General features: G+C 71.1%; 18 protein-coding genes. 5 read left to right on the forward strand and 13 right to left on the reverse strand.

What is annotated here, in order from left to right; translation table 11 throughout:
• Nucleotides 1-456: 456 nt before the first annotated feature.
• From ACFHYO_RS02205 to ACFHYO_RS02230, 6 genes are all read right to left on the reverse strand, one after another.
• Nucleotides 457-1557 carry a flagellar basal body P-ring protein FlgI gene (locus tag ACFHYO_RS02205; RefSeq protein ID WP_394318059.1) on the reverse strand — a complete coding sequence of 367 codons (1101 nt, stop codon included), beginning with the start codon at nucleotides 1555-1557 and terminating at the stop codon, nucleotides 457-459.
• On the reverse strand, nucleotides 1554-2564 hold the full coding sequence (locus ACFHYO_RS02210; RefSeq protein WP_394318061.1) for a flagellin family protein: 1011 nt from the start codon (nucleotides 2562-2564) through the stop codon (nucleotides 1554-1556). Before ACFHYO_RS02210 ends, ACFHYO_RS02205 begins: the two co-directional genes overlap by 4 nt.
• Complete coding sequence (gene flgK, locus ACFHYO_RS02215) at nucleotides 2561-4018, reverse strand: flagellar hook-associated protein FlgK (protein ID WP_394318063.1); 1458 nt, start codon at nucleotides 4016-4018, stop codon at nucleotides 2561-2563. The genes ACFHYO_RS02210 and flgK overlap by 4 nt, the downstream gene beginning before the upstream one ends.
• A 40-nt stretch (nucleotides 4019-4058) precedes the next feature.
• Nucleotides 4059-5378, reverse strand: a complete 1320-nt coding sequence (locus ACFHYO_RS02220) for a flagellar hook protein FlgE (protein ID WP_036703467.1) — start codon at nucleotides 5376-5378, stop codon at nucleotides 4059-4061.
• Nucleotides 5379-5462: 84 nt separating this feature from the next.
• A complete protein-coding gene (locus ACFHYO_RS02225) occupies nucleotides 5463-6236 on the reverse strand; it encodes a flagellar motor protein MotB (protein WP_036708957.1) in 774 nt (257 codons plus the stop codon).
• 66 nt (nucleotides 6237-6302) lie between these two features.
• Nucleotides 6303-7895 carry a GMC family oxidoreductase gene (locus tag ACFHYO_RS02230; protein WP_394318066.1) on the reverse strand — a complete coding sequence of 531 codons (1593 nt, stop codon included), beginning with the start codon at nucleotides 7893-7895 and terminating at the stop codon, nucleotides 6303-6305.
• 255 nt (nucleotides 7896-8150) lie between these two features.
• On the opposite strand from ACFHYO_RS02230, the gene ACFHYO_RS02235 reads away from it, so the two are divergent.
• The 4 genes from ACFHYO_RS02235 to ACFHYO_RS02250 are packed head-to-tail and all read left to right on the forward strand — an operon-like array spanning nucleotide 8151 to nucleotide 12855.
• A complete protein-coding gene (locus ACFHYO_RS02235; RefSeq protein WP_394318068.1) occupies nucleotides 8151-8966 on the forward strand; it encodes a paraquat-inducible protein A in 816 nt (271 codons plus the stop codon).
• Nucleotides 8966-9703, forward strand: coding sequence for a paraquat-inducible protein A (locus ACFHYO_RS02240; protein ID WP_394318070.1), 738 nt, complete (start codon nucleotides 8966-8968; stop codon nucleotides 9701-9703). The genes ACFHYO_RS02235 and ACFHYO_RS02240 overlap by 1 nt, the downstream gene beginning before the upstream one ends.
• Nucleotides 9700-12111, forward strand: coding sequence for an MlaD family protein (locus tag ACFHYO_RS02245; RefSeq protein WP_394318072.1), 2412 nt, complete (start codon nucleotides 9700-9702; stop codon nucleotides 12109-12111). Before ACFHYO_RS02240 ends, ACFHYO_RS02245 begins: the two co-directional genes overlap by 4 nt.
• A gap of 3 nt (nucleotides 12112-12114) precedes the next feature.
• Nucleotides 12115-12855: a PqiC family protein gene (locus ACFHYO_RS02250; protein WP_394318074.1), complete on the forward strand. Its 741-nt coding sequence runs from the start codon at nucleotides 12115-12117 to the stop codon at nucleotides 12853-12855.
• Between the two features lies 1 nt (nucleotide 12856).
• On the opposite strand, the gene ferA is transcribed toward ACFHYO_RS02250, so the two are convergent.
• The 4 genes from ferA to ACFHYO_RS02270 all read right to left on the reverse strand — a co-directional run bounded on the left by ferA (nucleotide 12857) and on the right by ACFHYO_RS02270 (nucleotide 17453).
• Nucleotides 12857-13417 (reverse strand): flavin reductase FerA, encoded by a 561-nt coding sequence (ferA, locus tag ACFHYO_RS02255; RefSeq protein ID WP_036734003.1) that lies wholly within the window; start codon nucleotides 13415-13417, stop codon nucleotides 12857-12859.
• Complete coding sequence (locus tag ACFHYO_RS02260; RefSeq protein WP_394318076.1) at nucleotides 13414-14289, reverse strand: 3'(2'),5'-bisphosphate nucleotidase CysQ; 876 nt, start codon at nucleotides 14287-14289, stop codon at nucleotides 13414-13416. Before ACFHYO_RS02260 ends, ferA begins: the two co-directional genes overlap by 4 nt.
• Complete coding sequence (locus tag ACFHYO_RS02265; RefSeq protein WP_394318078.1) at nucleotides 14276-15640, reverse strand: TldD/PmbA family protein; 1365 nt, start codon at nucleotides 15638-15640, stop codon at nucleotides 14276-14278. The genes ACFHYO_RS02260 and ACFHYO_RS02265 overlap by 14 nt, the downstream gene beginning before the upstream one ends.
• A gap of 73 nt (nucleotides 15641-15713) precedes the next feature.
• Entirely contained in the window at nucleotides 15714-17453 is a 1740-nt protein-coding gene (locus ACFHYO_RS02270) for a DUF2125 domain-containing protein (RefSeq protein WP_394318080.1), read from the reverse strand.
• Between the two features lie 89 nt (nucleotides 17454-17542).
• On the opposite strand from ACFHYO_RS02270, the gene ACFHYO_RS02275 reads away from it, so the two are divergent.
• Complete coding sequence (locus tag ACFHYO_RS02275) at nucleotides 17543-18169, forward strand: enoyl-CoA hydratase/isomerase family protein (RefSeq protein WP_394318082.1); 627 nt, start codon at nucleotides 17543-17545, stop codon at nucleotides 18167-18169.
• Nucleotides 18170-18217: 48 nt separating this feature from the next.
• Here the strand turns inward: ACFHYO_RS02275 and ACFHYO_RS02280 are convergent, their stop codons facing one another.
• The 3 genes from ACFHYO_RS02280 to ACFHYO_RS02290 form a co-directional block, all read right to left on the reverse strand.
• Nucleotides 18218-18583 carry a YbaN family protein gene (locus ACFHYO_RS02280; protein WP_211096345.1) on the reverse strand — a complete coding sequence of 122 codons (366 nt, stop codon included), beginning with the start codon at nucleotides 18581-18583 and terminating at the stop codon, nucleotides 18218-18220.
• Between the two features lie 10 nt (nucleotides 18584-18593).
• Nucleotides 18594-20009, reverse strand: a complete 1416-nt coding sequence (ahcY, locus tag ACFHYO_RS02285) for an adenosylhomocysteinase (protein WP_394318084.1) — start codon at nucleotides 20007-20009, stop codon at nucleotides 18594-18596.
• Nucleotides 20010-20135: 126 nt separating this feature from the next.
• The gene (locus ACFHYO_RS02290; protein WP_394318086.1) at nucleotides 20136-20591 is read right to left on the reverse strand and encodes a hypothetical protein; all 456 of its coding nucleotides are present in this window, start codon (nucleotides 20589-20591) and stop codon (nucleotides 20136-20138) included.
• Between the last annotated feature and the right edge of the window lie 57 nt (nucleotides 20592-20648).

Genomic DNA, 20648 nt, shown 5'->3' on the forward strand with positions numbered 1-20648 from the left:
ACGGCCGACCGCGGCGGCCCAGCCGGTCGTCGCCAGAGCGGCAACTCATGCGCACCGGGGCCGCGGGATTTGAACGGCGGTGCGTCAAAGCGGTTCGCAAGACTGCGCTGAGCGGGAAGGTGCTCGCCGGGCGGGCAAAGTCGAGGCCTTGCCCACCTCGCGGAGGGCCTCCCGCGTTCTCCGCGTATGCTCGACGCATTTCTTGGTAAGGGCCCGCAATCTCGGCCCAAATACTTTCCAGTGATCTGAGCGATGCCAAATGATACCCTACGCTGGCCTCAACAAGCCCGGCACGTAGCGCACCTTGGAACAAGCACGGCAGGCGGCGCACATTAAGAGACTATCTCGCACGGAGGCCTGAACATTTGACCGGCACCGTCTCCGCCCGTCCCGGTGTCCCACACCCTCTAGCTTTGTGCGCAGATCAACTTTCGAGATTAGCGAACCCCGGCCTCCTCAATTCACGATGAACTCGGCATGAAGCGCCCCCGCCGCGTGGACTGCCTTGAGGATGTCGATCAATTCGCGCGGCCGGACCCCGAGTGCGTTCAGCCCGGCGACGACGTCCGACAGCGAGGATTCGCCACTCACCTCGGCAAAGCCGATCCCCGGCTCTTGCGTGATCTGCGCATCCGTCCGCGGGACGACCACCGTCTGCCCCGGCGCAAAGGGATTCGGCTGCGATACGACCGGAGTCTCCCGCACCCGCAACGTCAGGTTGCCCTGCGAGACCGCCACGCGCGAGATCCGCACGTCCTCCCCCATCACGATCGTGCCGGATCGGTGATCGACCACGACGCGGGCGCGGGTCTCGGGCTCGACGGCGATGTTCTCGATCCGGCCGACCAATCGCGCCGGGTTCACCCGTCCCATCGGCGTTGAGTCGATCGAGATCGTCGCCGCGTCCATCAGCGTCGCCACCCCGTCGCCCAGATCGTCGTTGATCGCTTTCTCGATCCGCGCCGCGGTGGTGAAATCCGCCGTTCGCAACGCCAGCCGGAAGCTGCTCATCTGCGAGAAGTCGAAGTCGACCTCGCGCTCGACCCTCGCGCCGGACGGGATGGTGCCGGACGTAGGGACGCCCTGGACGACCGAAGCGCCCTCGCCCTCGGCGGACACGCCACCGGCGATGATGGACCCCTGCGCGACGGCGTAGACCTCGCCGTCCGCCGCGTTGAGCGGAGTCATGATCAGCGTCCCGCCCAGCAGGCTCTTGGCATCGCCGATCGCGGCCACGCTCACGTCCGTCTGGCTGCCCGCCCGCGCAAAGGGCGGCAGGGTCGCGGTCACCAGCACGGCAGCGACGTTCTTGGGCCGGAAGCTCTCGCCGGTGACGTTGACGCCTAGCCGCTCGAGCAGCCCGCCCAGCATCTCTTCGGTGTAGGGAGCGTTGCGCAGGCTGTCGCCCGTGCCGTTCAGCCCCACCACGAGCCCGTAACCCACGAGATCGTTGCCCCTGACCCCGTCGACGGTGGCCAGATCCTTGATGCGCACCGGAGCCGCCCACGCCATTGCGGGAAGCAGGACGAGGGTGAGAACGAGCCGCCACCACCTCATCGGATGTAATCCGTCAGGCTCAGCTTCGTCAGCCGCGCGGTGAGCGCGTAGAGATTCTGCAGGTTCGCCTCGGTCTGGGTCAACTCCGACGCGGTCTGATACGGGTCGGCGGCGAGAATGTCCGAGCGCGCGATGGACAGCGCGCTGCCTTCGGCCGCGTTGCGGGCAAGGGCCCGATCGATCAACTCCTGTTGCATCCCGAGGGTGGCACGGGCCCGGACGATGCCGAGACTGGCCTCTGAAAGTTCGCGGCCTGCGGCGCGGATCAGGATCGACTTGGCGCCATGGGGCAAGGCCGCGGCGGGCTCTCCGGCGAGGGCGACCATCGCCAGTCCCTTGAGCAAAGTGCGGAACTCCGGGGCGCTGGCGTTCAGGTCACGCTGGATTGTGGTGTCGGGCGAGACACCTGTCGAGGTCGCCTCGGTATTTCCCCGGAAGGCCTGATCCAGAAACCCGCCGGCCGCGTCCGAACTGAACCACGCATCCAGCGCGCCCGAGATCGCGACGGGGTCCGTCATCCCCGCAACCTGCGTCCGGGCCAGCGCGAGAATATCTTCGGCGGGCGCCAACGGCGCCGTCCCGACCTCGGTGCCGGATAGGGCAAACCGGCCCCCCGCCTCGGTGTTGATTAGGCGAACCGCCGTGCGGAAATCCTGCGTCGCCTGGGCCGCGCGCATGTCGAGCGCCGCTTCATCCTCCATCGCTGCGGCCGCCTGCAACTCGGGGCCGCGGTTGGCCAACCCGGCAATCCCTTCGAGGGCCGCCTGCAGAGCGCTCGTCTCGGACTGCGCCAGGCTGGCGTTGCGATTGAAGCTCTCGAGCGTGGCAAGGCGGCCTTGCACCTGAGCCAGCCGACCCAGATTGCCACCGGTCGCGGCGGGCACATCGGCCTTGAGGCCGATGGTCATCTCTTGTGAGAGCACGCTCAACCGGGTCTTGAGCTGCGCGTTCGATTGCCGCAGCAGAACAAAGCGGGACAGGTCGCCGACCGATGTGAACCCCGTCATGTCAGCCTCAGGATGGTCTGGAGCATGTCATCCACCGTTTGCAGAACCTTGGCGTTGGCGGCGTAAGCGCGCTCTAGCGCGAGCAGCGCCTCCATCTCGCGGTCGCTGTCCACGCCATCCTGGCGCAGCATTGTCTCGTAGCTGTTCGACTGGGCGGCCGCGCCGGCCAGAACGCCCTCGGCATCCAACCGTCCCACCGCGGCGGTCGAGCTGATCTCGGCGGCCAGCGTCGTGGCCGAGCGACTCATCGCCGCGACCGCGGGTGACGCCGTCGGCCGGGATGCCGTCAGCGCGCCACGCATCCGGTCGAGCAGCGCGGACTGACCGACCGGTCCCGGCGTGGCGGCCCCGAGACCGTCGCGCAAGCGCCAGAGACCACCGCCGGCTGCGGGGATAATGGCGTCGGCGACGGCCAGCCGTTGGGCGATCCCCCGCTCGTTGGCGGCAGTGAAGGGCGCCCCGCCATCGGTGTAGAGACCGCCGCCCGGGGGGGCCGTCGGGTCGATCGCGGGGTCGGCGAAGCGTTCGATCAGGTCGCGCGCCGCGCCATCGACGCGGGCTTGGGCGGCCGGGGCGTCGACATCGCGGATCTGGAAATTCGCGCCCAGCCGACCGCCAGAGAAGCTGCGCATCTGCCCCGGCGAGAGGGCCAGCCCATCCACCGTCAGACCGCTGACGGGCGGCGCGCCCGTCGCCATGTCGGGCCGGAAGGCCCCGGCGGGCGTGAAGCCGAACGTCACCGGAGTAAAGCCGTCGAGGAGCACGCCCCCCCCGGAGGTGAAGAGCGCCACTCGGCCGTTCTCGCGGGGAAGTTCCTGAATCGGCATGATCTTCGAGAGACCGTCGATCACCTTTTGCCGCTCGTCCTCAAGCGAAGCGACGTCGCCGCCCGAAGCCGTCTGCTGGACGATCTGGCGGTTCAGCGCGACGACCCGTCCCAGCCCCTCGTTGAGTTTGCGCACATCGTCGGCGATGGCCCGATCAGCCTCGGTCCGCGCATCCTGGATGCGGTCGCCGAGCGTGCCGTAGCCGCCCGCGAGCGCCTGAGCGGTGGTGAGGACGCGGTTGAGCGCCGTCTCACTCTCCGGCCGCGCGGCGGCGCTGATCAGCGCCGCGTCGAAGCTCGCGAGCAGCGTGCCCAGCGCACCCGCCTCGCCGGGGACGCCGATCGCCTCGGCCATGCCCTTGTGAAAGCTGGCGAGCGTCTGGGCGCGCGTAGTCTCGGCCCCGGCGGTGCGGCTCTGGCCGAGGATGGCGGTGCGCACGACACGCTCGACCCCCTCGATGTGGACGCCGCCGCCCCCGCCGATCCACGGTCGTGCGGACAGCTGGACTTCGCGCCGGGCAAAGCCGGGGGTCATCGCGTTCGCGAGGTTCGAGGCCACCACCTCGGTGCCGCGCGACGCCGCGACGATCCCCGAGACGGCATTCGAGAGGGCGTTCGACAGGCTCATGGCTCAACCCGCGGCCTCAGGGCCGCGGCCTCCGCGCGCGTCAGCGCTTGATGTTGGTGGTTTCCTGCAGCATCTCGTCCACGGTCTGGATGACCTTGGCGTTGGACGAATAGGCGCGCTGGGTCTGAATGAGGTCGGTCAACTCGGCCGCAACGTCGGTGGTCGAGCCTTCGCGGGCATACCCCACGACCGCGCCGGTGGGCCCGTCGCCCGCATCCCACAGGAAGAACGAGCCCGAGTTCGGCGACACCTGATAGGTCTGGTTGTTCAGGGCGATCAACCCGTTCGGGTTCGGCACATCGACCAGCGGGATCTGGTAGAGGGTGCGGATGAAACCGGTGTCGTAGGTCGCCCGCATCATCCCGTTCTCGTCCACCTCGACCGCGGTCAGGTTGCCGACCGGAGAGCCGTCCTTGGTGATGTTGGTGGTGGCGAAGTCGTCGTCGAGCTGGGTCAGCCCATTCGGGTCGCCGAGCCGGCCGATCGAGACGGTCATTGGCCCGCCCGCCACGTTCAGCGCCAGCTGCCCGGTCGCCGGATCATAGGCGCCGCCCGACAGCGTAGTGACCGAAGCGAGCGTCCCACCCATCGTCTGGCTGTCGTCGAAGACCAGCTCGTAGCTGCCGATCAGGTTCGAGGCGGGGTCGCTGGCGGAATCCCGGATCTCCATCGTCCAGGTGTTCGAGAGGCCCGAGCCGGCCGCCACCGTGGGGGTGAAGGTCACATTGAGCGATTCGGAGGTCCCGAGGTTGCCGAAATACTCGATGCTGCGGGTCCACGGATCGCCGCTGGCGCCGGCCTTGGTCTCGAGCGCGGGCAGGTTGATGCCGATGGTCATGGCGGTGGTCGGGTCGGCCGAGGTCTGGTTGGCGTTCAGCACCACCGGCTGCAGACCGGCCACCGAATCGCGCGACATGACCGGGATGTTGCCGTCCTGGTTCGCCGGCCAGCCCATCAGCACCAACCCCGAATCGGTGCGCAGCACCCCCTCGGCGTCCGGGCGGAAGGCGCCGGTCGAGGTCATCGTCATCGGCTTGTCGCCGCCGCCGCGGTTGGCGAGGTCCACCGACTGGATCACCGGCAGGAAGCCGCGCCCCGAGATCGCGAGGTCGAGCGGGTTCTTCGAGGAGACCAGCGCCCCCTTTTCGTCGATGATCCGCGAGGTGGTCGCGCGGACCCCGCCGGCAGAGTACACCCCCGCGCCGCGGGCCTGGTTGATCACCATGCTCTCGAACTCGGTGTTCACCCGCTTGTAGCCGTAGGTCCCCGAGTTTGCGATGTTGTCCGAGATGGTGGCCAGCCGCGTGGCGTTGGCCGCCAGCCCGGCGACTCCGGCATTGAGGGACGAGGAAATCGACATGGGATCACCCTGGTTGTTGCGCTGTTGCCGTCACTGTCCACGCGAGACCTTAATTTCCGGCTAACGCCGGCCCGCGCGCCAACATTATCTGAGTAAAATGACCTCGATCCGGTTGTTGGCCGGGTCCATCGCATTGGAATTGCGAGGCTTCTTGTCGCCAAAGGCGGTCACCCGCTGGACCCGGCGCTCATCGAGCCCGCCCTCGGCCAGCAGCTTGCGGGTGGCGTGGGCGCGCTGGTCCGAAAGCGGCCAGACGGGATTCTCGATCATCATCTCGGGGAAGCCCCGCACATGGCCGGCGATCGCCAGCCGGTTGCGGGTCCGCCCCAGCACCGTCGCGAGGATCCCCGTCAGCTCGCGCATCACCGGCGACGGCTCGGCGCTGTCGCCGACGAACAGCGGCTCGTCCACGATGTCGCCAAGCTCGATCACCAGGCCCTCGTCGGTCATCCGCGTCACGACGTGCCGCAGCAGGTTCACCCGCTGCATCGATTCGGCGCCGCTGCCGGTCAGCTGGTCCTGCAGATGCTGCGCGAGCTTCTCGAGTTCCGCATCGCTGCTGCGCTCGGGCGCGGCGCCCTGATCCGAGGCCGGGCTGGCGGCGTCGCCGCCCTCGAGCCCCTGCGAGCCGCCCGAATCGGACTGCACGATCGTCGGGTCGAAATAGTCGGCGAGCCCCTGGCGCTGCTTTTCGGTGGTCGCATTGAGCAGCCACATCAGCAGGAAGAACGCCATCATCGCGGTCACGAAGTCGGCGTAGGCGACCTTCCACGCACCGCCGTGGTGGCCGGCCTCACCCCCGCCCTCGATCCGCTTGATGATGATCGGGGATGCGCCCTTGCCCGACTTGCCTGCCATGATCGCCCCCGTCACCACGTCGAGGGACAGCTTTAGCAGAGGCCCGGTTACGGCGCGGTTAACCGCTCAAATGCCGCGCAGATCCTCGGCCATCATCACGGCGGCCTTCTCGGCGATCATGATCGTGGGGGCGTTGGTGTTGCCCGAGGTGATCGTCGGCATCACCGAGGCATCGACCACGCGCAGGCCCTCGACCCCGCGCACCCGCAGGCGCGGATCGACAACCGCCCCCGCGTCCGCGCCCATCCGCGCCGTCCCGACCGGGTGGAAGATGGTCGAGCCGACCATGCCCGCCGCATCGGCCAGCTCGGCGTCGGTCTGGAAGGCGGGGCCGGGCTTGAACTCTTCGGGGCGGTATTTCGCCATCGCGGGGTTGGCCATGATCGCCCGCGTCCGCCGGATCGCGCGGGCCGCGACCAGCCGGTCGCCGGGGGTCGAGAGGTAGTTCGGCGCGATCACCGGCGCCCGCATCGGGTCGGGCGAGCCGATCCGCACCGTGCCACGGCTCTCTGGCCGCAAGTGGCAGACGCTGGCGGTGATCGCCGGAAAATCATGCAGCGGCTGGCCGAACGCCTCGAGGCTCAGCGGCTGGACGTGCCATTCGAGGTCCGGCGTCTCGACCTCGCCCGAGGACCGCGCAAAGGCGCCGAGCTGGCTGGGCGCCATGCTCATCGGGCCGGTGCGGCGCAGCAGATATTCGGCCCCGATCATCCCCCTGCCCCACCAGCGCCGGGCGAGCTGGTTGAGCGTCCGCCCGCCCGAGACCTTCCACGCGCAGCGCAGTTGCAGGTGGTCCTGCAGGTTCTCGCCCACGGCAGCCTCGCGCCGGACCTCGATCCCCATCTGCTGCAGAAGCGCGCCGGGGCCGATGCCGGAAAGCTGCAGGATCTGCGGGGTGTTGATGGCGCCCGCGCTGAGCACGATCTCGCGGCCGCGGATCACCTCGACCCCGCCGTCGAGCGCCACCTCGACGCCCGCGGCACGCGTGCCCTCGAAGATCACCCGGCGCACCTGGCGGTGGGTCAGGACGGTGAGGTTCGGGCGCCGCATCGCCGGGCGCAGGAAGGCGCGGGCGGCCGAGACGCGCCAGCCGTTCTTCTGGCTGACCTTGAAGTAGCCCACCCCCTCATTGTCGCCGGTGTTGAAGTCGTCGACGCAGGGGATGCCCTCGGCCTCGGCGGCGCGCGACCAGTCGTCGAGGATGTCCCAGCGCAGCCGCTGGCGCTCGATCCGCCACGGGCCGCCGGCGCCGTGATGCTCCGACGGGCCCGCGAAATAGTCCTCGGACTTGCGAAACAGCGGCAGCACGTCGTCCCAGCCCCAGCCGGTGCAGCCGGCTTGCCGCCACTGGTCGTAGTCCTCGGCCTGGCCGCGCAGATACAGCATCCCGTTGATCGAGCTGCACCCGCCGAGCACCCGCCCGCGGGGATAGAGCAGGCTGCGCCCGTGCAGCCCCGGGTCGGGGGCGGTCTTGTACATCCAGTCGGTGCGGGGGTTGCCGATGCAGTAGAGATAGCCGATCGGGATGTGGATCCAGGGATAATCGTCGCGCCCGCCGGCCTCGATCAGCGCGACGCGCAGCCGCGGGTCCTCGGACAGCCGCGCGGCCAGAACGCAGCCGGCGCTGCCGGCCCCGGCGATGACGATGTCGTAATCCATGCGGGTCCCTCCCCCCGGGACGGGGACGTTAGCACCGGGGCGGGCGGGGGCAAGTGGGCGCCGCGCCGGGCTTCGAGCTCCGGTACGGGCCACCGCCGCACCCGCCCCTCCCTCTCCCTTGGCCAAATATCCCGGGGGACGCCGCGCCAGCGGCGGGGGGCAGCGCCCCCTGCGGCGCCCGTCGCCCGCGCCGCCATCGCCGCCCTTCCCCCACGGCGCGCTTGCGCCGCGGTGCGGGCGGCTTATCTTCCCCCCATGATCGAGGCAGGCCAGTACGACATCACCACCGGGGCGGGGCTGATCGCCTGCCCGCGCTGCGATGCGCTGCACGTCGAGGCCGAACTGGCGCCGGGCGAGACCGCGCGCTGCATCCGCTGCCACTCGATCCTCGCCCGCCCGCGCGAGGGGGCCTTCACCCAGATCGTCGCGCTGTCCTTCACCTCGATGGTGCTGATGTTCGCGGCGGTGTTCTTTCCGTTCCTCGAGATCTCGCGCATGGGGATCGGCAACGCCACGTCGCTCTTCGGGGTGGCGCTGGCGTTCTCGCAAGGCTGGCTGATGCCGCTGACCGTCGCGGTGCTGGGGTTCATCGTCGGGCTGCCGGTGCTGCGGGCGGCGCTGCTCGTCTATGTGCTGCTGCCGATGCGGGGCGAGGGGCGGCCGGCGCCGCAGGCGGGGGCGGCGTTCCGGCTGTCGGAACTGCTCAGGCCGTGGTCGATGGCCGAGATCTTCGTGATCGGCACCTCGGTCGCGCTGGTCAAGGTGGCAGGGCTGGCGACGGTGAACCTCGGCCCGGCCTTCTGGGCCTTCTGCGCGCTCATCATCGTCGGCGCGGCGAGCGACGTGTTCACCTGCTCGACGACGATCTGGGACACGCTCGAGGACCGCGGCGCCTTCACCGACGGGCGCGAGGTGGTGGCCGACCCGGTCGAGACCGCCGCCGACCGCGCCGCGGTCGAGGGCACCGCCGTGCGCGTGGTGCAGGTCGAGCCCGATCCGCACGGCGACCCCGCGCCCGGCCCCAGCGCTGCACCGCCCGGCCCGCCCGCCGGCAGCGAAGGCGCCGCGTGATGGCCGCGCCGCCCGCGTCCCCCGTCGCCACCGGCGCCGCCGCCAGCCGCCCGCCGCGGCGTCCCGGTCCGGTTACCGCTCCGCGCGAGGACGCGCCGATCCTGACCGCGCACCGCGCCCATCTCGTCGGCTGCCGAGGCTGCGGCCGGGTCTGGCCCGAGGGCAGCGCGGTCTGCGGCCGCTGCGGCGCGCCGCTGCACAGCCCCGACCGGTCGAGCCTCGCCGCCGTCTGGGCCTGGTGGCTGGCCGGCCTGATCTTCTACGTCCCGGCGAACCTGCTGCCGATGCTCAAGACCCAGACCTTCGCGGGCCTCGCGGGCAACAGCGAGGCGACGATCATCGGCGGGGTGATCGAGCTCATGCACTACGGCAACTACGGGGTCGCGGGGATCGTGTTCGTGGCCTCGGTGATCGTGCCGATCGGCAAGTTCGCGGTGATCGCCTGGCTCGCCCGGGTGGCCGGGCGCCCGGCCACGACCGAATCCGCCCACACCCGCCTGCGCGCCCTCGAGGCGGTCGAGTTCATCGGCCGCTGGTCGATGATCGACGTGTTCGTGGTGGCGATCCTCTCGGCGCTCGTGCAACTCGGCTTCGTCGCCACCATCCACCCGGGACCGGCCGCGGTCAGCTTTGCGCTGTCGGTTGCGTTCACCATGCTTTCGGCGCAAAGCTTCGACCCGCGGCTGATCTGGCGCGGCCTGCCGTTGCGAAGCCGCCGGGACAGGACCAGCGCATGACCGACATTCCCCCGCCCGACAGGCGCCCGACGGCCCCTTCGGCCCCCGCCGGCCCCGCCGAGCCGTCCGCCATGCGCCCGGCCAGCCCGGTGCGCCGCACCGCCGCGCGGGCGGCGCGGGCCGGCGTCTCGGTCATCTGGGCGGTGCCGATCATCGCCCTTCTGGTCACCATGGCGCTGGCCTGGAACGCCTATACCGGCCGCGGCACGCTGGTCTCGGTCGCCTTCAGCGACGCGACCGGCATTACCCCGGGCGAGACCGCGCTCAAGTTCCGCGAGATCACCGTCGGCAAGGTCGAGGCGGTGCGCTTCACCCGCGACCTGCAGCGGGTGGTGGTGGACATCCGCGTGGACAAGGACATCGCCAGCTTCATCGACGATGACGCCGAGTTCTGGATCGTCCGGCCGCAGGTCTCGGCGCAGGGCATCTCGCGCCTCGACACGGTGCTGACCGGCGCCTTCATCGAAGGCTACTGGGACGACAAGCCCGGGGCGGCCGACCTCGACGTCCACGAGGGGCTCGACAAGGCCCCGCTCACCCGCTCGAACGAGCGCGGGACGTGGGTGACGCTCGCCTCGACCAGCGCCAAGGGCATGGCCGAGGGGGCGCCGATCTTCTTCCGCGGGCTGCAGGTCGGCCGGATGCAGAACCTGCGGCTGGCCGAGCGCGACGAGACGGTGATGGCCGACGTGTTCGTCGCCGCCCCACACGACCAGCGCCTGACCACGGCGACGGTGTTCTGGGACACCTCCGGGTTCAACGTCTCGCTGGGCCCGCAGGGGGTGCAGCTCAACGTGAGCTCCGTCTCGTCGCTGCTGCAGGGCGGGGCCGAGTTCGCCACGCTCAGCTCGGGCGGCCAGCCGGTCCAGCCGGGGCACGTCTTCATCCTGCAACCCGACCAGCAGGCGGCGCAGAACAGCCTGTTCGCCGCCTCGCCCGAGGATGAGCTGCGCCTGACCGTGCTGCTGCCCGAGGCGGTGCGCGGCCTCTCGGAAGGGGCCGACGTGCAGTTCCAGGGCCTGACCGTGGGCCGGGTCACGGCGCTTTCGGTGCGGGTCGCCCCGCCGGCGGACGGCCAGCCGGGGCAGGTGCTGCAGGACATCACCATCGCGCTCTCGCCCCAGCGGCTCGGCCTGCCCGACACCGCGACGCCGGCGGATGCGCTGGCCTTCCTCTCGGGCCGGGTCGAACAGGGGCTGCGGGCGCGGGTGACCGGGGCCGGGTTCCTCGGCACCTCGCTGATGGTCGAGCTGGTCGAGCTGCCCGACCAGCCCCCGGCGCGGATCGCGGTGGACGCCCAGCCCTTCCCGGTCGTCCCCTCGGCGCCGACCGACAGCTCGGACATCGCGGCCACCGCGCAGGGATTCATGACCCGCATCGGCAACCTCAAGATCGAGGAGCTGCTGAAGTCCGCGACCGACATGATGAACAGCGTCACCGCCATCGCCTCGTCGCAGGACACCCGCGCCATCCCCGCCGGGCTGCGCAAGACCATCGACGAGGCCCAGGCGACCGCCGCCGAGCTGCGCGGCGCCGTCGAGGAGCTGCGCGGCGCGGGCGTCGTCGCCAACATCTCGGGCGCGGCGACGCAGGCGAGCGAGCTGGCGACCAAGCTCAACGGCGCGGCCGACAAGGTGCCGGGGATCGTCGACAGCCTCGACAAGGCTGCGGCCTCGGTGCGTGACGTGGACTTCGCGGGCCTCGCCACCGAGGCGCGCGGCGCGGTCGCCGACATCCGCGCCGTGGTCGGCACCGAGGCCGCCCGCGCCCTGCCCGGCAACCTCTCGGCGGCGATGGACCGCGTGGGGACCGCCGCCGGCGACATCGGCGCCATCGCCAGCGACCTCAAGGCCAACCAGATCGGGCCGAAGATCGGCAAGTTCGTGGACGATGCGAGCGCCACCGCGGCCTCGATCCGCGAGGCGGCGGTCGATATCCCCGGGATGGTGGAAAAGATCGACGCCGCCGCCACCTCGGTCGACGAGTTCGACTGGTCGGGGATCAGCGCCTCGGGCAAGGGGCTGGTCGACGACCTGCGCGCGATGCTCGGGACCGAGGATGCCGCGCAGCTGCCGCGCAACCTGTCGGACACGCTCAAGGCGGCCTCGGGGCTGCTCACCGACCTGCGGGACGGGAACGCGGCCGGCAGCCTCAATGCCGCCCTCGCCTCGGCCCGCCGGGCGATGGACGAGGTCGCGCAGGCGGCCAACACGCTGCCGCAGCTCTCGACCCGCTTCCAGCAGCTCGCCAGCCGGGCCGAGGCGGTGATCGCGGCCTATGGCGACCGCGGCGGGTTCAACACCGAGTCGATCAACACCATGCGCGCGCTTCGCCGTGCGGCCGAGAACTTCGGCAGCCTTGCCGCCACCATCGAGCGCAACCCCCGCGCCTTCATCCTGGGACGATAGATCATGCTGCGCCCTGCACTTCTTGCCCTGACCGCCGCCGTGGCGCTGGCGGGCTGTTCCAACCCGGAAAAGACCGGCCGCTACCTGATCGACCCGCCGACGCCCGCGGCGCGGGTCGGCAACGCGCTCGGCACCGCCGAGCTGCGCGACGTGACGCTGCCGGAATACGCGGCGGCGGGCGAGGTCTCGTGGCAGACCCCGGACGGCGCGGTGCGGTCGAACCCGAAGAACCTGTGGGCCGACAAGCCGCAGCGGGCGTTCACCCTGACGCTGGCGCGGGCGATTTCGGACATGTCGGGGGCGACCGTGATCGCCGAGCCGTGGCCGCTGGCCGAGCCGCCGCGGCGCCGGATCGAGGTGCGGGTGGAAAAGGCGCTGGCGCAGCTGGACGGCGTCTACCGGCTCAAGGGGCAGTATTACGTCTCGAACGACAGCTCGGGGGGCACCAACCACGCCCGCGGGTTCGACATCGCCGTGCCGCTGCCGCAGGCGGCGGCATCGGGCGGCGGCGGGCTGGGCGGGCTGCTGGGCGGCGGCGGGCAGTCGGTCGCCTCGCCCTCGGCCATCGCGGCGGCGCAGAACGCGGCGATCTCGCAGCTTGCGGCGCAGATCGCGGTTTTGGGCGGGCCGGGCCGGACGGTCAAGACGCAGACTCCGCGGCTCGACCCGATCTTCTCGACCCCCTTGGAGCCGCTGCCGCCGCTCGAGCCGCTGCCCGAGATCAGCGTCGAGCCCTTGAGCTGAGCTAGCCCGTGCCGCCCGTGCCGTCATCCGGCAGGAAGCGGCCGAAGCGACCGGCGGCAAAGACAAGCGGGTGATCGTCGGGACCGCCGATCGTCACCTGCGCCACCCGGCCGAGCAGAACGCTGTGGTCGCCCGCCGCATGGCAGGCCTCGGCGCGGCAGTCGAAGCGGGCCGCGACGCCGGGGATCACCGGGGTGCCGAGGTCCGAGACGCTCGGCGGCAGCCCCGCGAAGCCCGCCCCGCCGCGGGCAAACCGCAGGCAGACGTCGAGCTGCTCGGCGCCGAGCACATGGACCGACCAGGCGGGCGCCGCGGCGAAGATGGCGTGGCGGCTCGACGCGCGGGCCGGGCACCACAGCACCAGCGGCGGGTCGAGCGACACGCTGGTGAAGCTGTTGACCGTCATCCCCACCGGGCCCGCGGGCCCCTCGGCGGTCACGATGGTAACGCCGGTGGCGAACCGGCCGAGGGCATCGCGGAACACCCGCCCCGGCTCGCTCTCGGGGTGAAAGCTGATCGCGTCGGCGAGCCGGTCGAGCGTCTCGGGCGGCAGCCGGGTCATCGCCCCTGCCCCGCCGCGCGCAGGTCCGCCCCCGTGGCCAGCCCCTCGGCCAGCAGCCCGTGCAGCGCCGGCCCGGCCACGATCAGCCCGTCCGACTGCGGGACCGCGCCGTTGAAGCGGAAGGCCCGTCCCTGCCGGTCGGTGACACCGCAGCCGGCCTGCGCGGCGATCACGCTCGCCGCCGCGATGTCCCAGTCCCAGACCGGCCGCACCGACAGCGCCGCATCGAACCGCCCCTCGGCCACGAGGCAGAGCCGCCAGGCGAGCGAGCTGCGGAACTTCCGGGTGAGCCCCGGCACCCGCCCCCCGCGCCAGTGCTGGGGGTCGAGCACGGTCCGCGCGCCCAGCATCGTCGCCCCCTCGGCCGAGGTTCGCGCGGCGGGGCGGATCGGGGCGCCGTTCAGCGTGGCGGGGCCGTCCAGGTCGGCCGCATAGGTCGCCCCGCGGGCGGGCAGGTGGACGACGCCCGCGACCGGGCGGCCGTCCTCGACCACGGCGACGCAGACCGAGAACCCCTCCTGCCCGTCGATGAAGGCGCGGGTGCCGTCGATCGGATCGACGATGAAGGTCCGGGCGGCCGCGAGCCGCGCCGGATCGTCGGGGCTTTCCTCGCTGAGCCAGCCGTAGCCGGGGCGCGCTGCCCGCAGGCGCGTCTCGAGCGCGGTGTTCACGGCCAGGTCGGCCTCGCTGACCGGCCCGGCGCCTGCGTCCTTGTCCCACGAGCGGAAGCTGCCGCGCCAGTAATCTAGCGCGATGTGCCCGGCCTCGACCGCCGCCGCCTCGATGAGCGCGAGGTCGGTCAGCGCCGGGTCCGGGGCCGCCGACGCCGGGTCGCGCCGGGTCTCGTCCCGCAGAGGCTCAGGCGCCGGCAACGGTCATCCCCTCGACCATGAGGCTCGGCACCCGGTGGCTGCGCCAGTCGGGCAGGTCGTCGGCGGCGGTGATCCGCATCAGCATCTCGCGCAGGTTGCCGGCGATGGTGCATTCGTTGACCGGAAACGCGATCTCGCCCCCCTCGACCCAGAACCCCGCCGCGCCGCGCGAATAGTCGCCGGTCGTTGGGTTGACCGAGGCACCGAGCATCGAGGTCACGACGAGCCCCCGCCCCATGTCGCGGATCAGCGCCGCGGGCGGCACCGTCCCCGGGGTCAGCGTCACGTTCGAGACGCCGGGCGACGGCGGCGCCGAGGTGCCGCGCACCGCGCTGGCCGTGGACGGCATCCCCAGCTTGCGCCCGGTGGCGAGGTCCAGCGTCCAGCCGCCCAGCACCCCGTCCGCGACGATGTTGCGGGCGGCGGTGGGCAGCCCCTCGCCGTCGAAGGGGCGCGAGGCGCCGCTGCGGGGCAGGCGCGGGTCCTCGACCAGATCGAAGCCGGGGGGCAGCACCGCCTCACCCAGCGCGGTCCTGAGCCAGCTCGCGCCGCGGGCGACGGCGCTGCCGTTCACCGCCGAGAGCAGGTGTCCGATCAACGTGGCGGCCACGCGCTCGTCATAGAGGATCGGAAAGGCGCCGGTGGGGGGCTTGCGGGCACCCTTGCGGGCCACGGTGCGCTCGCCCGCGCGGCGACCGATCTCTTCCGGGGCGGGCAGGTCCTCGGCCCAGACGCGGGATTCCGAGGCCCAGTCACGCTCCATCCCCGTGCCCTCGCCGGTGATCGCCACCGCCGAGATGCCGTGGCTCGAGCGCGCATAGCCGCCGGAAAAGCCGTTGGTGCCGGCCAGCCAGAACTGCCGGTGCAGCGACGAGGCGCTGGCCTGCTCGGCCATCCGCACGCCGGGGACGGCCAGCGCCGCCGCCTCGGCCCTGAGCGCGAGATCCAGCAGCGCCTCGGGCGCGGGCTGCGGTTGGCCGTCGTCGAGCGCCAGCCCGCCGCCGTCACGCACCTCAGACAGCGCGCCCGGATCGGCGAGGCCGATCATGTCGTCGACCGGCGCCTCGCGGGCCATCGCCACGGCGCGCTCGGCCATCTCGGCAATGGTGCGGGGGTTGAGGTCGCTGGCCGAGACGCAGGCCTGCCGGCCGCCGATCAGCACGCGGAGGCCGATCTCGACCCCCTGCGCGCGGGTCGCCTGCTCCAGCGCGCCGGCGCGCACATCGACCGAGATCGAATCGCCCGAGACCGCGACGGCGTCCGCCTCTGTCGCGCCGGCGGCCCGGGCGGCGGCCAGCAGCGCGTCGGTCAGCCCGGCCAGATCGGGGGGCGCGTGGTCGCCTCGGGTCATCGGCTGCGGTTCCTCGCGATGCAAAAAGGGCCGGACGGGCCGGCCCTTTCCGCGGGTGTCGTCAGCACGGGTGTTACTTCACCTGCTGGCCGTTGGCAAAGACCTGCCCGCCTTCCTTGAACTCGTACTCGCCCACCAGCGCGTCCCCGCCCTCGGGCGCGGGCTTGGCGAACATGGCCAGCATCATGCGGTAGCCGCTGACCTCGTCCTGGCTGAGGATGCCGAGCTTCACGAGGTTGTCGATCAGCGCGTTCACCCCCTCGAGCCGGGCGTGCGTCGTGCCCACCGGCGCGTCGATCGAGCCACCCTCGGGCACGGTCAGCGCCCCAGTCACGTCCACCTTGGTGCCGATGGCATCGAGCGCGAGCTTGTTGACGTTCAGCTCGGTCAGCACGAACGGCTCGGGCGTGTCGGCCGCGTCATCGGCGGCCTCGGGCGCGCCGTCGGCCGCACCGGCATCCGCCGAGCTCGTGGTGTCGGTCGCGGTGTCGGTGGCGGGCGCATCGGTCCCGGGCGCATCGGCGGCGGGCGCGTCGGTCGCAGGCGCGTCGGTCGCGCTCGGCTCGGTCGCCGTGGCGTCCGGGCCGGCGGCGTCGGGCGCCTCGGCGTCGGTGCCTTCGGCGGCATCCTCCATCGCCTTGACGTTGGCCGGGTCGAACAGGTCCATGGCGATCTTGGCCAGGCCCGTCACGTCCACGTCAAGGCTCGCCGGCTCGCGCGGCAGCACCTTGCCCTGGTCGAACAGGTTCCACAGCTCGTCCCCGACCGTGAGGCCGGTCAGCGAATAGGCGATCTTGAACGGCACCGGGGCGTCGGACTTCATCACCGGGATCTGCACGTCGACGGTCGAGCCGCCGACCGCGTAGTTGATCGGGAACGGCAGGTCCGACGAGGTCAGGCTGACGTTCGAGGCGTCGGCGCTGCCCTGGTACTTGAGGCCGGCGGTCGACATCCCGACGGTCAGCTCGACCCCCTTCACGTCGGTGGCCATCTGGCCGCTGACGTCCTTGTCCTCTTCGCCCTTGCCGCTGAACTGCCCCTCGACCTTGCCGGCGCCGATCGAGAAGCTGGCGCTCATGTCCATGCCGGCCTTGAGGGCGGCGTTCAGGTCCTTGGTCACGTCGACGCCCTTGGGCATCATGAAGCGGCCCTCGCCGGCCAGCGCGTCGATGCTGCCGGTGAACGAGGCCTTGGCGGTCGGGTCTTCCTTGTCCATCCCCTCGACCGTGCCGGAGAAGTCGGCGCGGTCGGCGCCCATCCGGGCGTCGACGGTCTGGACCGGGCCGTCCACGACCCGCTGCGACGAGGTGGCGTTCACCATCGTCACGCTGATCGGCATCGGCTTCTGGCCGTCGGGCGTGGTGATCGTGTTCAGCGCGAACACCATCTGCGCCGCGCGGCTCTCGTGGGTCATGTCCTCGGGCGCGCCGCTCGAGACGATCTCGGCGTCCTTCAGCGTCACGTTCCCGTCGAGGGTGACGGGCTCGTCCTCCTCGTTCTTGAACGTCAGCTTGAGGGGCGAGGTCTCGGCCACGACCGTGCGCACCTTGCCGTCGCCGGTGCCGGTCAGCGTGACCTCGGGCATGGTGAACTCGACCCCGCCCTCGTTGTCGGGCGCCGACGCCGCCATGACCACGTTCTTGAGGGTCAGGGTCTCGCCGGCCTCTTCACGCGAACCCTCGGTGACGGTGTAGCCGTTGGCCTTGTAGTAATCGACCCAGTTCTGCCACACCTGCGCGGGCGTGACCTCGGCGAAGGCCGGGGCCGTCAGGGCGATGACGGCGAGGGCCGAGCTTGTGGTCCTGAGAAACATTGACGATACCTTTCCGCTGCTGACGGATCACATTCGGTTCAGACGCGACGTGTCGTGCCATACCGCGACGCAACGGCCAAGGAGGCAAGATGGTTCGGTCGGAAACTTCGTCCGAGGGGCTGGTCACGATTTCGTTGGACCGCCCGGACAAGGCGAACGCGCTGACGCCCGGGATGCTCGAGGCGCTGATCGCGGCGGTCGAGGCGGCCACGACCGCGGGCGCACGGGCGCTGGTTCTGACCGGCACGGGCAAGGTCTTCTCCGCCGGCGCCGACCTTGACGCGGCTCGCGCGGGGCTTGCCGTCTCGCCGCTGTGGGAGGCGCTGTCCGGCGCCATCGCCGCCGCGCCCGCGCTGACGATCGCGGCGCTGAACGGGACCGCGGCGGGGGGCGCGCTGGGGATGGTGCTGGCCTGCGACCTGCGGATCGCGGTGCCGGCGGCGAAAATCTTCTATCCGGTGATGCAGCTGGGGTTCCTGCCGCAGCCGTCGGACCCGCGCCGGCTCGCGGCGCTGGCGGGGCCGTCGCGCGCGGCGATGATCCTGATGGCGGGGCAGAAGATCACCGCCGACGAGGCGCTGGCCTGGGGGCTGATCGACCGGATCGTGGAACCAGATGCGCTGGCCGAGACGGCCGCGGCGCTCGCCGCCGACGCACTGGCGGCCGACGTCGCCCATGTCGCGGGGATCAAGCGGCTGATCGCCGGGGCGCGCTGACGGCGACTTGGACGGGACGATGCGCGCCGAGCGGGCGGGACCGCCGGCTCAGTGCTTCTTGGGCGGGTTGGCGCGGGTGACGATGTAGATCGCCACCGCCGCGAGCACCGCGAACTGCGCGGCCCACCACGCCAGCGGCAGCAGGTGAAAACTGACCGCGAGCCCCACGGCCATCGACACCACGACGAAGATCTTGACCGCCGGCGCGATGGCCCGGTGCTCGTGCCATTCGCGGATCTGCGGGCCGAACACCTTGTGGTTCACGATCATCGCGTGGAACCGCGGCGACGAGCGGTTGAAGCCGTAGGCCGCGACCAGCAGGAACGGCACGGTGGGCATGATCGGCAGGACGGTGCCGACGAGCGCCAGCCCCAGTCCGGCAAAGCCGACCACCCACCAGAACCATGCCCGCATTTCCCGCATGTCAGTAGCGGTAGTGCTCCGACTTGAAGGGCCCCTCGACCGGGACGCCGATGTAGTCGGCCTGGTCCTTGCGCAGCTCGGTCAGCCTGACGCCGATCTTCTCGAGATGCAGCCGCGCGACCTTCTCATCCAGCGCCTTGGGCAGGATGTAGACGCCGGGCTGATATTCGTCGCCCTTGGTCCACAGCTCGATCTGCGCCAGCACCTGGTTGGTGAAGCTGGCCGACATGACGAAGGACGGGTGCCCGGTGGCGTTGCCGAGGTTCAGCAGGCGGCCCTGGGACAGCAGGATGATCCGGTTGCCCGACGGCATCTCGATCATGTCCACCTGGTCCTTGATGTTGGTCCACTTGTGGTTGCGCAGCGCGGCGACCTGGATCTCGTTGTCGAAGTGGCCGATGTTGCCGACGATGGCCATGTCCTTCATCTCGCGCATGTGCTCGAGCCGGATCACGTCCTTGTTGCCGGTGGTGGTCACGAAGATGTCGGCGGAGCCCGCCACATCCTCGAGCGTGACGACCTCGAACCCGTCCATCGCGGCCTGCAGCGCGCAGATCGGGTCGATCTCGGTCACCTTCACCCGCGCGCCCGCGCCGCGCAGCGACGCTGCCGAGCCCTTGCCCACGTCGCCGTAGCCGCAGACGACGGCGACCTTGCCGGCCATCATCGTGTCGGTGGCGCGGCGGATGCCGTCCACGAGCGATTCCTTGCAGCCGTACTTGTTGTCGAACTTCGACTTGGTGACGCTGTCGTTCACGTTGATCGCCGGGAACGGCAACTGCCCCTGCTTGTGCAGGTCATAGAGCCGGTGGACGCCGGTCGTCGTCTCTTCGCTGACGCCGCGGATGGCGTCGCGCTGGCGGGCGAACCAGCCGGGGGTCTCGGCGATGCGCTTGCGGATCTGGGCGAAGAGCGCCTCTTCCTCTTCCGACTGCGGGGTGGCGATGAGGTCGGTTTCGCCCGCCTCGACCCGCGCGCCCATCAGGATGTAGAGCGTGGCGTCCCCGCCGTCGTCTAGGATCATGTTCGCCGTGCCTTCCGGGAACTGGAAGATCCGGTCGGTGTAGGCCCAGTAGTCCGGCAGCGTCTCGCCCTTGACGGCGAAGACCGGGATGCCGGCGGCGGCGATCGCCGCGGCGGCGTGGTCCTGGGTCGAGTAGATGTTGCACGACGCCCAGCGGACCTCGGCGCCCAGCGCCACCAGCGTCTCGATCAGCACCGCGGTCTGGATGGTCATGTGCAGCGAGCCGGCTATCCGGGCGCCCTTCAGCGGCTGGGCCTCGCCGTATTCGGCGCGCAGCGCCATCAGGCCCGGCATCTCGGTCTCGGCGATGTCGAGTTCCTTGCGGCCGTAATCGGCGAGCGCGAGGTCACGGACGAGATAGTCGCCCGGGCGGCTGTCGGAGGAGAGGGTCATGGAGGCCCCTTGCTTGCGTGTGATGGCGGTGCCGGAATCGACAGGCGTTCCTGCGCGGCCTTCTCACAGACGGCGCTGGAACGCAACGAGAGACGGGGCGTGAGGGCCGAAATCCGGCCTGCGGCCTCAGCCGAGGCCGACCTTGGCGAGATAGGTCGCGGGGTTCTCGCCCGCCGCGTAGCCGATCCCCGAGGCGATCACGCACTGGGTGTCATCGGGGCGCGAGAGCACCACGGTCCACGTCCCCATCACGTCCGACCCCCAAAGCTGAGTGCCGTCCGAGTGGCGGGTGACCATCTGCTCTTCAAACTCGGTGCGCAGCGCGTCGCGGACCGTCGCCGAACGGTCGCACCACGGCTGGTCGCCGTCGGCCTCGCTGGCCACCGGCAGGGTGCGGGCCAGTTCCAGCACCGCCGGCCCCGACAGGCCCGCAACCGCGGTCCAGCCCTTGACCGGCCCGGCGTCGTGCGGGGCGGGTTCGACCGCCGACTGCGCGGCCGTCACCGAGAACGCGGCGATCAGCGCCGCAGCGATGGAGAGGCGGGCGACGGACGGGCGGGCGGTGGCGATACGACGGGACATCTGGACCTTGGGTACAAAAAAGGGGTTGACAGGCGACGGCGCAGCAATTGCTGCACG

Origin of the sequence: Paracoccus panacisoli (assembly GCF_042435015.1) — a bacterium.
Lineage (GTDB): Bacteria > Pseudomonadota > Alphaproteobacteria > Rhodobacterales > Rhodobacteraceae > Paracoccus > Paracoccus panacisoli.

Bases quoted from the DNA above. Each gene is read 5' to 3' on its own strand.
- ACFHYO_RS02290 (WP_394318086.1), bottom strand. From the start codon at position 20,591: ATGTCCCGTCGTATCGCCACCGCCCGCCCGTCCGTCGCCCGCCTCTCC.
- ACFHYO_RS02280 (WP_211096345.1), bottom strand. From the start codon at position 18,583: ATGCGGGCATGGTTCTGGTGGGTGGTCGGCTTTGCCGGACTGGGGCTG.
- ferA (WP_036734003.1), bottom strand. From the start codon at position 13,417: ATGACCCGGCTGCCGCCCGAGACGCTCGACCGGCTCGCCGACGCGATC.
- ACFHYO_RS02205 (WP_394318059.1), bottom strand. From the start codon at position 1,557: ATGAGGTGGTGGCGGCTCGTTCTCACCCTCGTCCTGCTTCCCGCAATG.
- flgK (WP_394318063.1), bottom strand. From the start codon at position 4,018: ATGAGCCTGTCGAACGCCCTCTCGAATGCCGTCTCGGGGATCGTCGCG.
- ACFHYO_RS02240 (WP_394318070.1), top strand. From the start codon at position 8,966: ATGGCCGCGCCGCCCGCGTCCCCCGTCGCCACCGGCGCCGCCGCCAGC.
- ACFHYO_RS02265 (WP_394318078.1), bottom strand. From the start codon at position 15,640: ATGACCCGAGGCGACCACGCGCCCCCCGATCTGGCCGGGCTGACCGAC.
- ACFHYO_RS02250 (WP_394318074.1), top strand. From the start codon at position 12,115: ATGCTGCGCCCTGCACTTCTTGCCCTGACCGCCGCCGTGGCGCTGGCG.
- ACFHYO_RS02275 (WP_394318082.1), top strand. From the start codon at position 17,543: ATGGTTCGGTCGGAAACTTCGTCCGAGGGGCTGGTCACGATTTCGTTG.
- ACFHYO_RS02270 (WP_394318080.1), bottom strand. From the start codon at position 17,453: ATGTTTCTCAGGACCACAAGCTCGGCCCTCGCCGTCATCGCCCTGACG.
- ACFHYO_RS02225 (WP_036708957.1), bottom strand. From the start codon at position 6,236: ATGGCAGGCAAGTCGGGCAAGGGCGCATCCCCGATCATCATCAAGCGG.
- ACFHYO_RS02235 (WP_394318068.1), top strand. From the start codon at position 8,151: ATGATCGAGGCAGGCCAGTACGACATCACCACCGGGGCGGGGCTGATC.
- ACFHYO_RS02210 (WP_394318061.1), bottom strand. From the start codon at position 2,564: ATGACGGGGTTCACATCGGTCGGCGACCTGTCCCGCTTTGTTCTGCTG.
- ahcY (WP_394318084.1), bottom strand. From the start codon at position 20,009: ATGACCCTCTCCTCCGACAGCCGCCCGGGCGACTATCTCGTCCGTGAC.
- ACFHYO_RS02230 (WP_394318066.1), bottom strand. From the start codon at position 7,895: ATGGATTACGACATCGTCATCGCCGGGGCCGGCAGCGCCGGCTGCGTT.
- ACFHYO_RS02220 (WP_036703467.1), bottom strand. From the start codon at position 5,378: ATGTCGATTTCCTCGTCCCTCAATGCCGGAGTCGCCGGGCTGGCGGCC.
- ACFHYO_RS02245 (WP_394318072.1), top strand. From the start codon at position 9,700: ATGACCGACATTCCCCCGCCCGACAGGCGCCCGACGGCCCCTTCGGCC.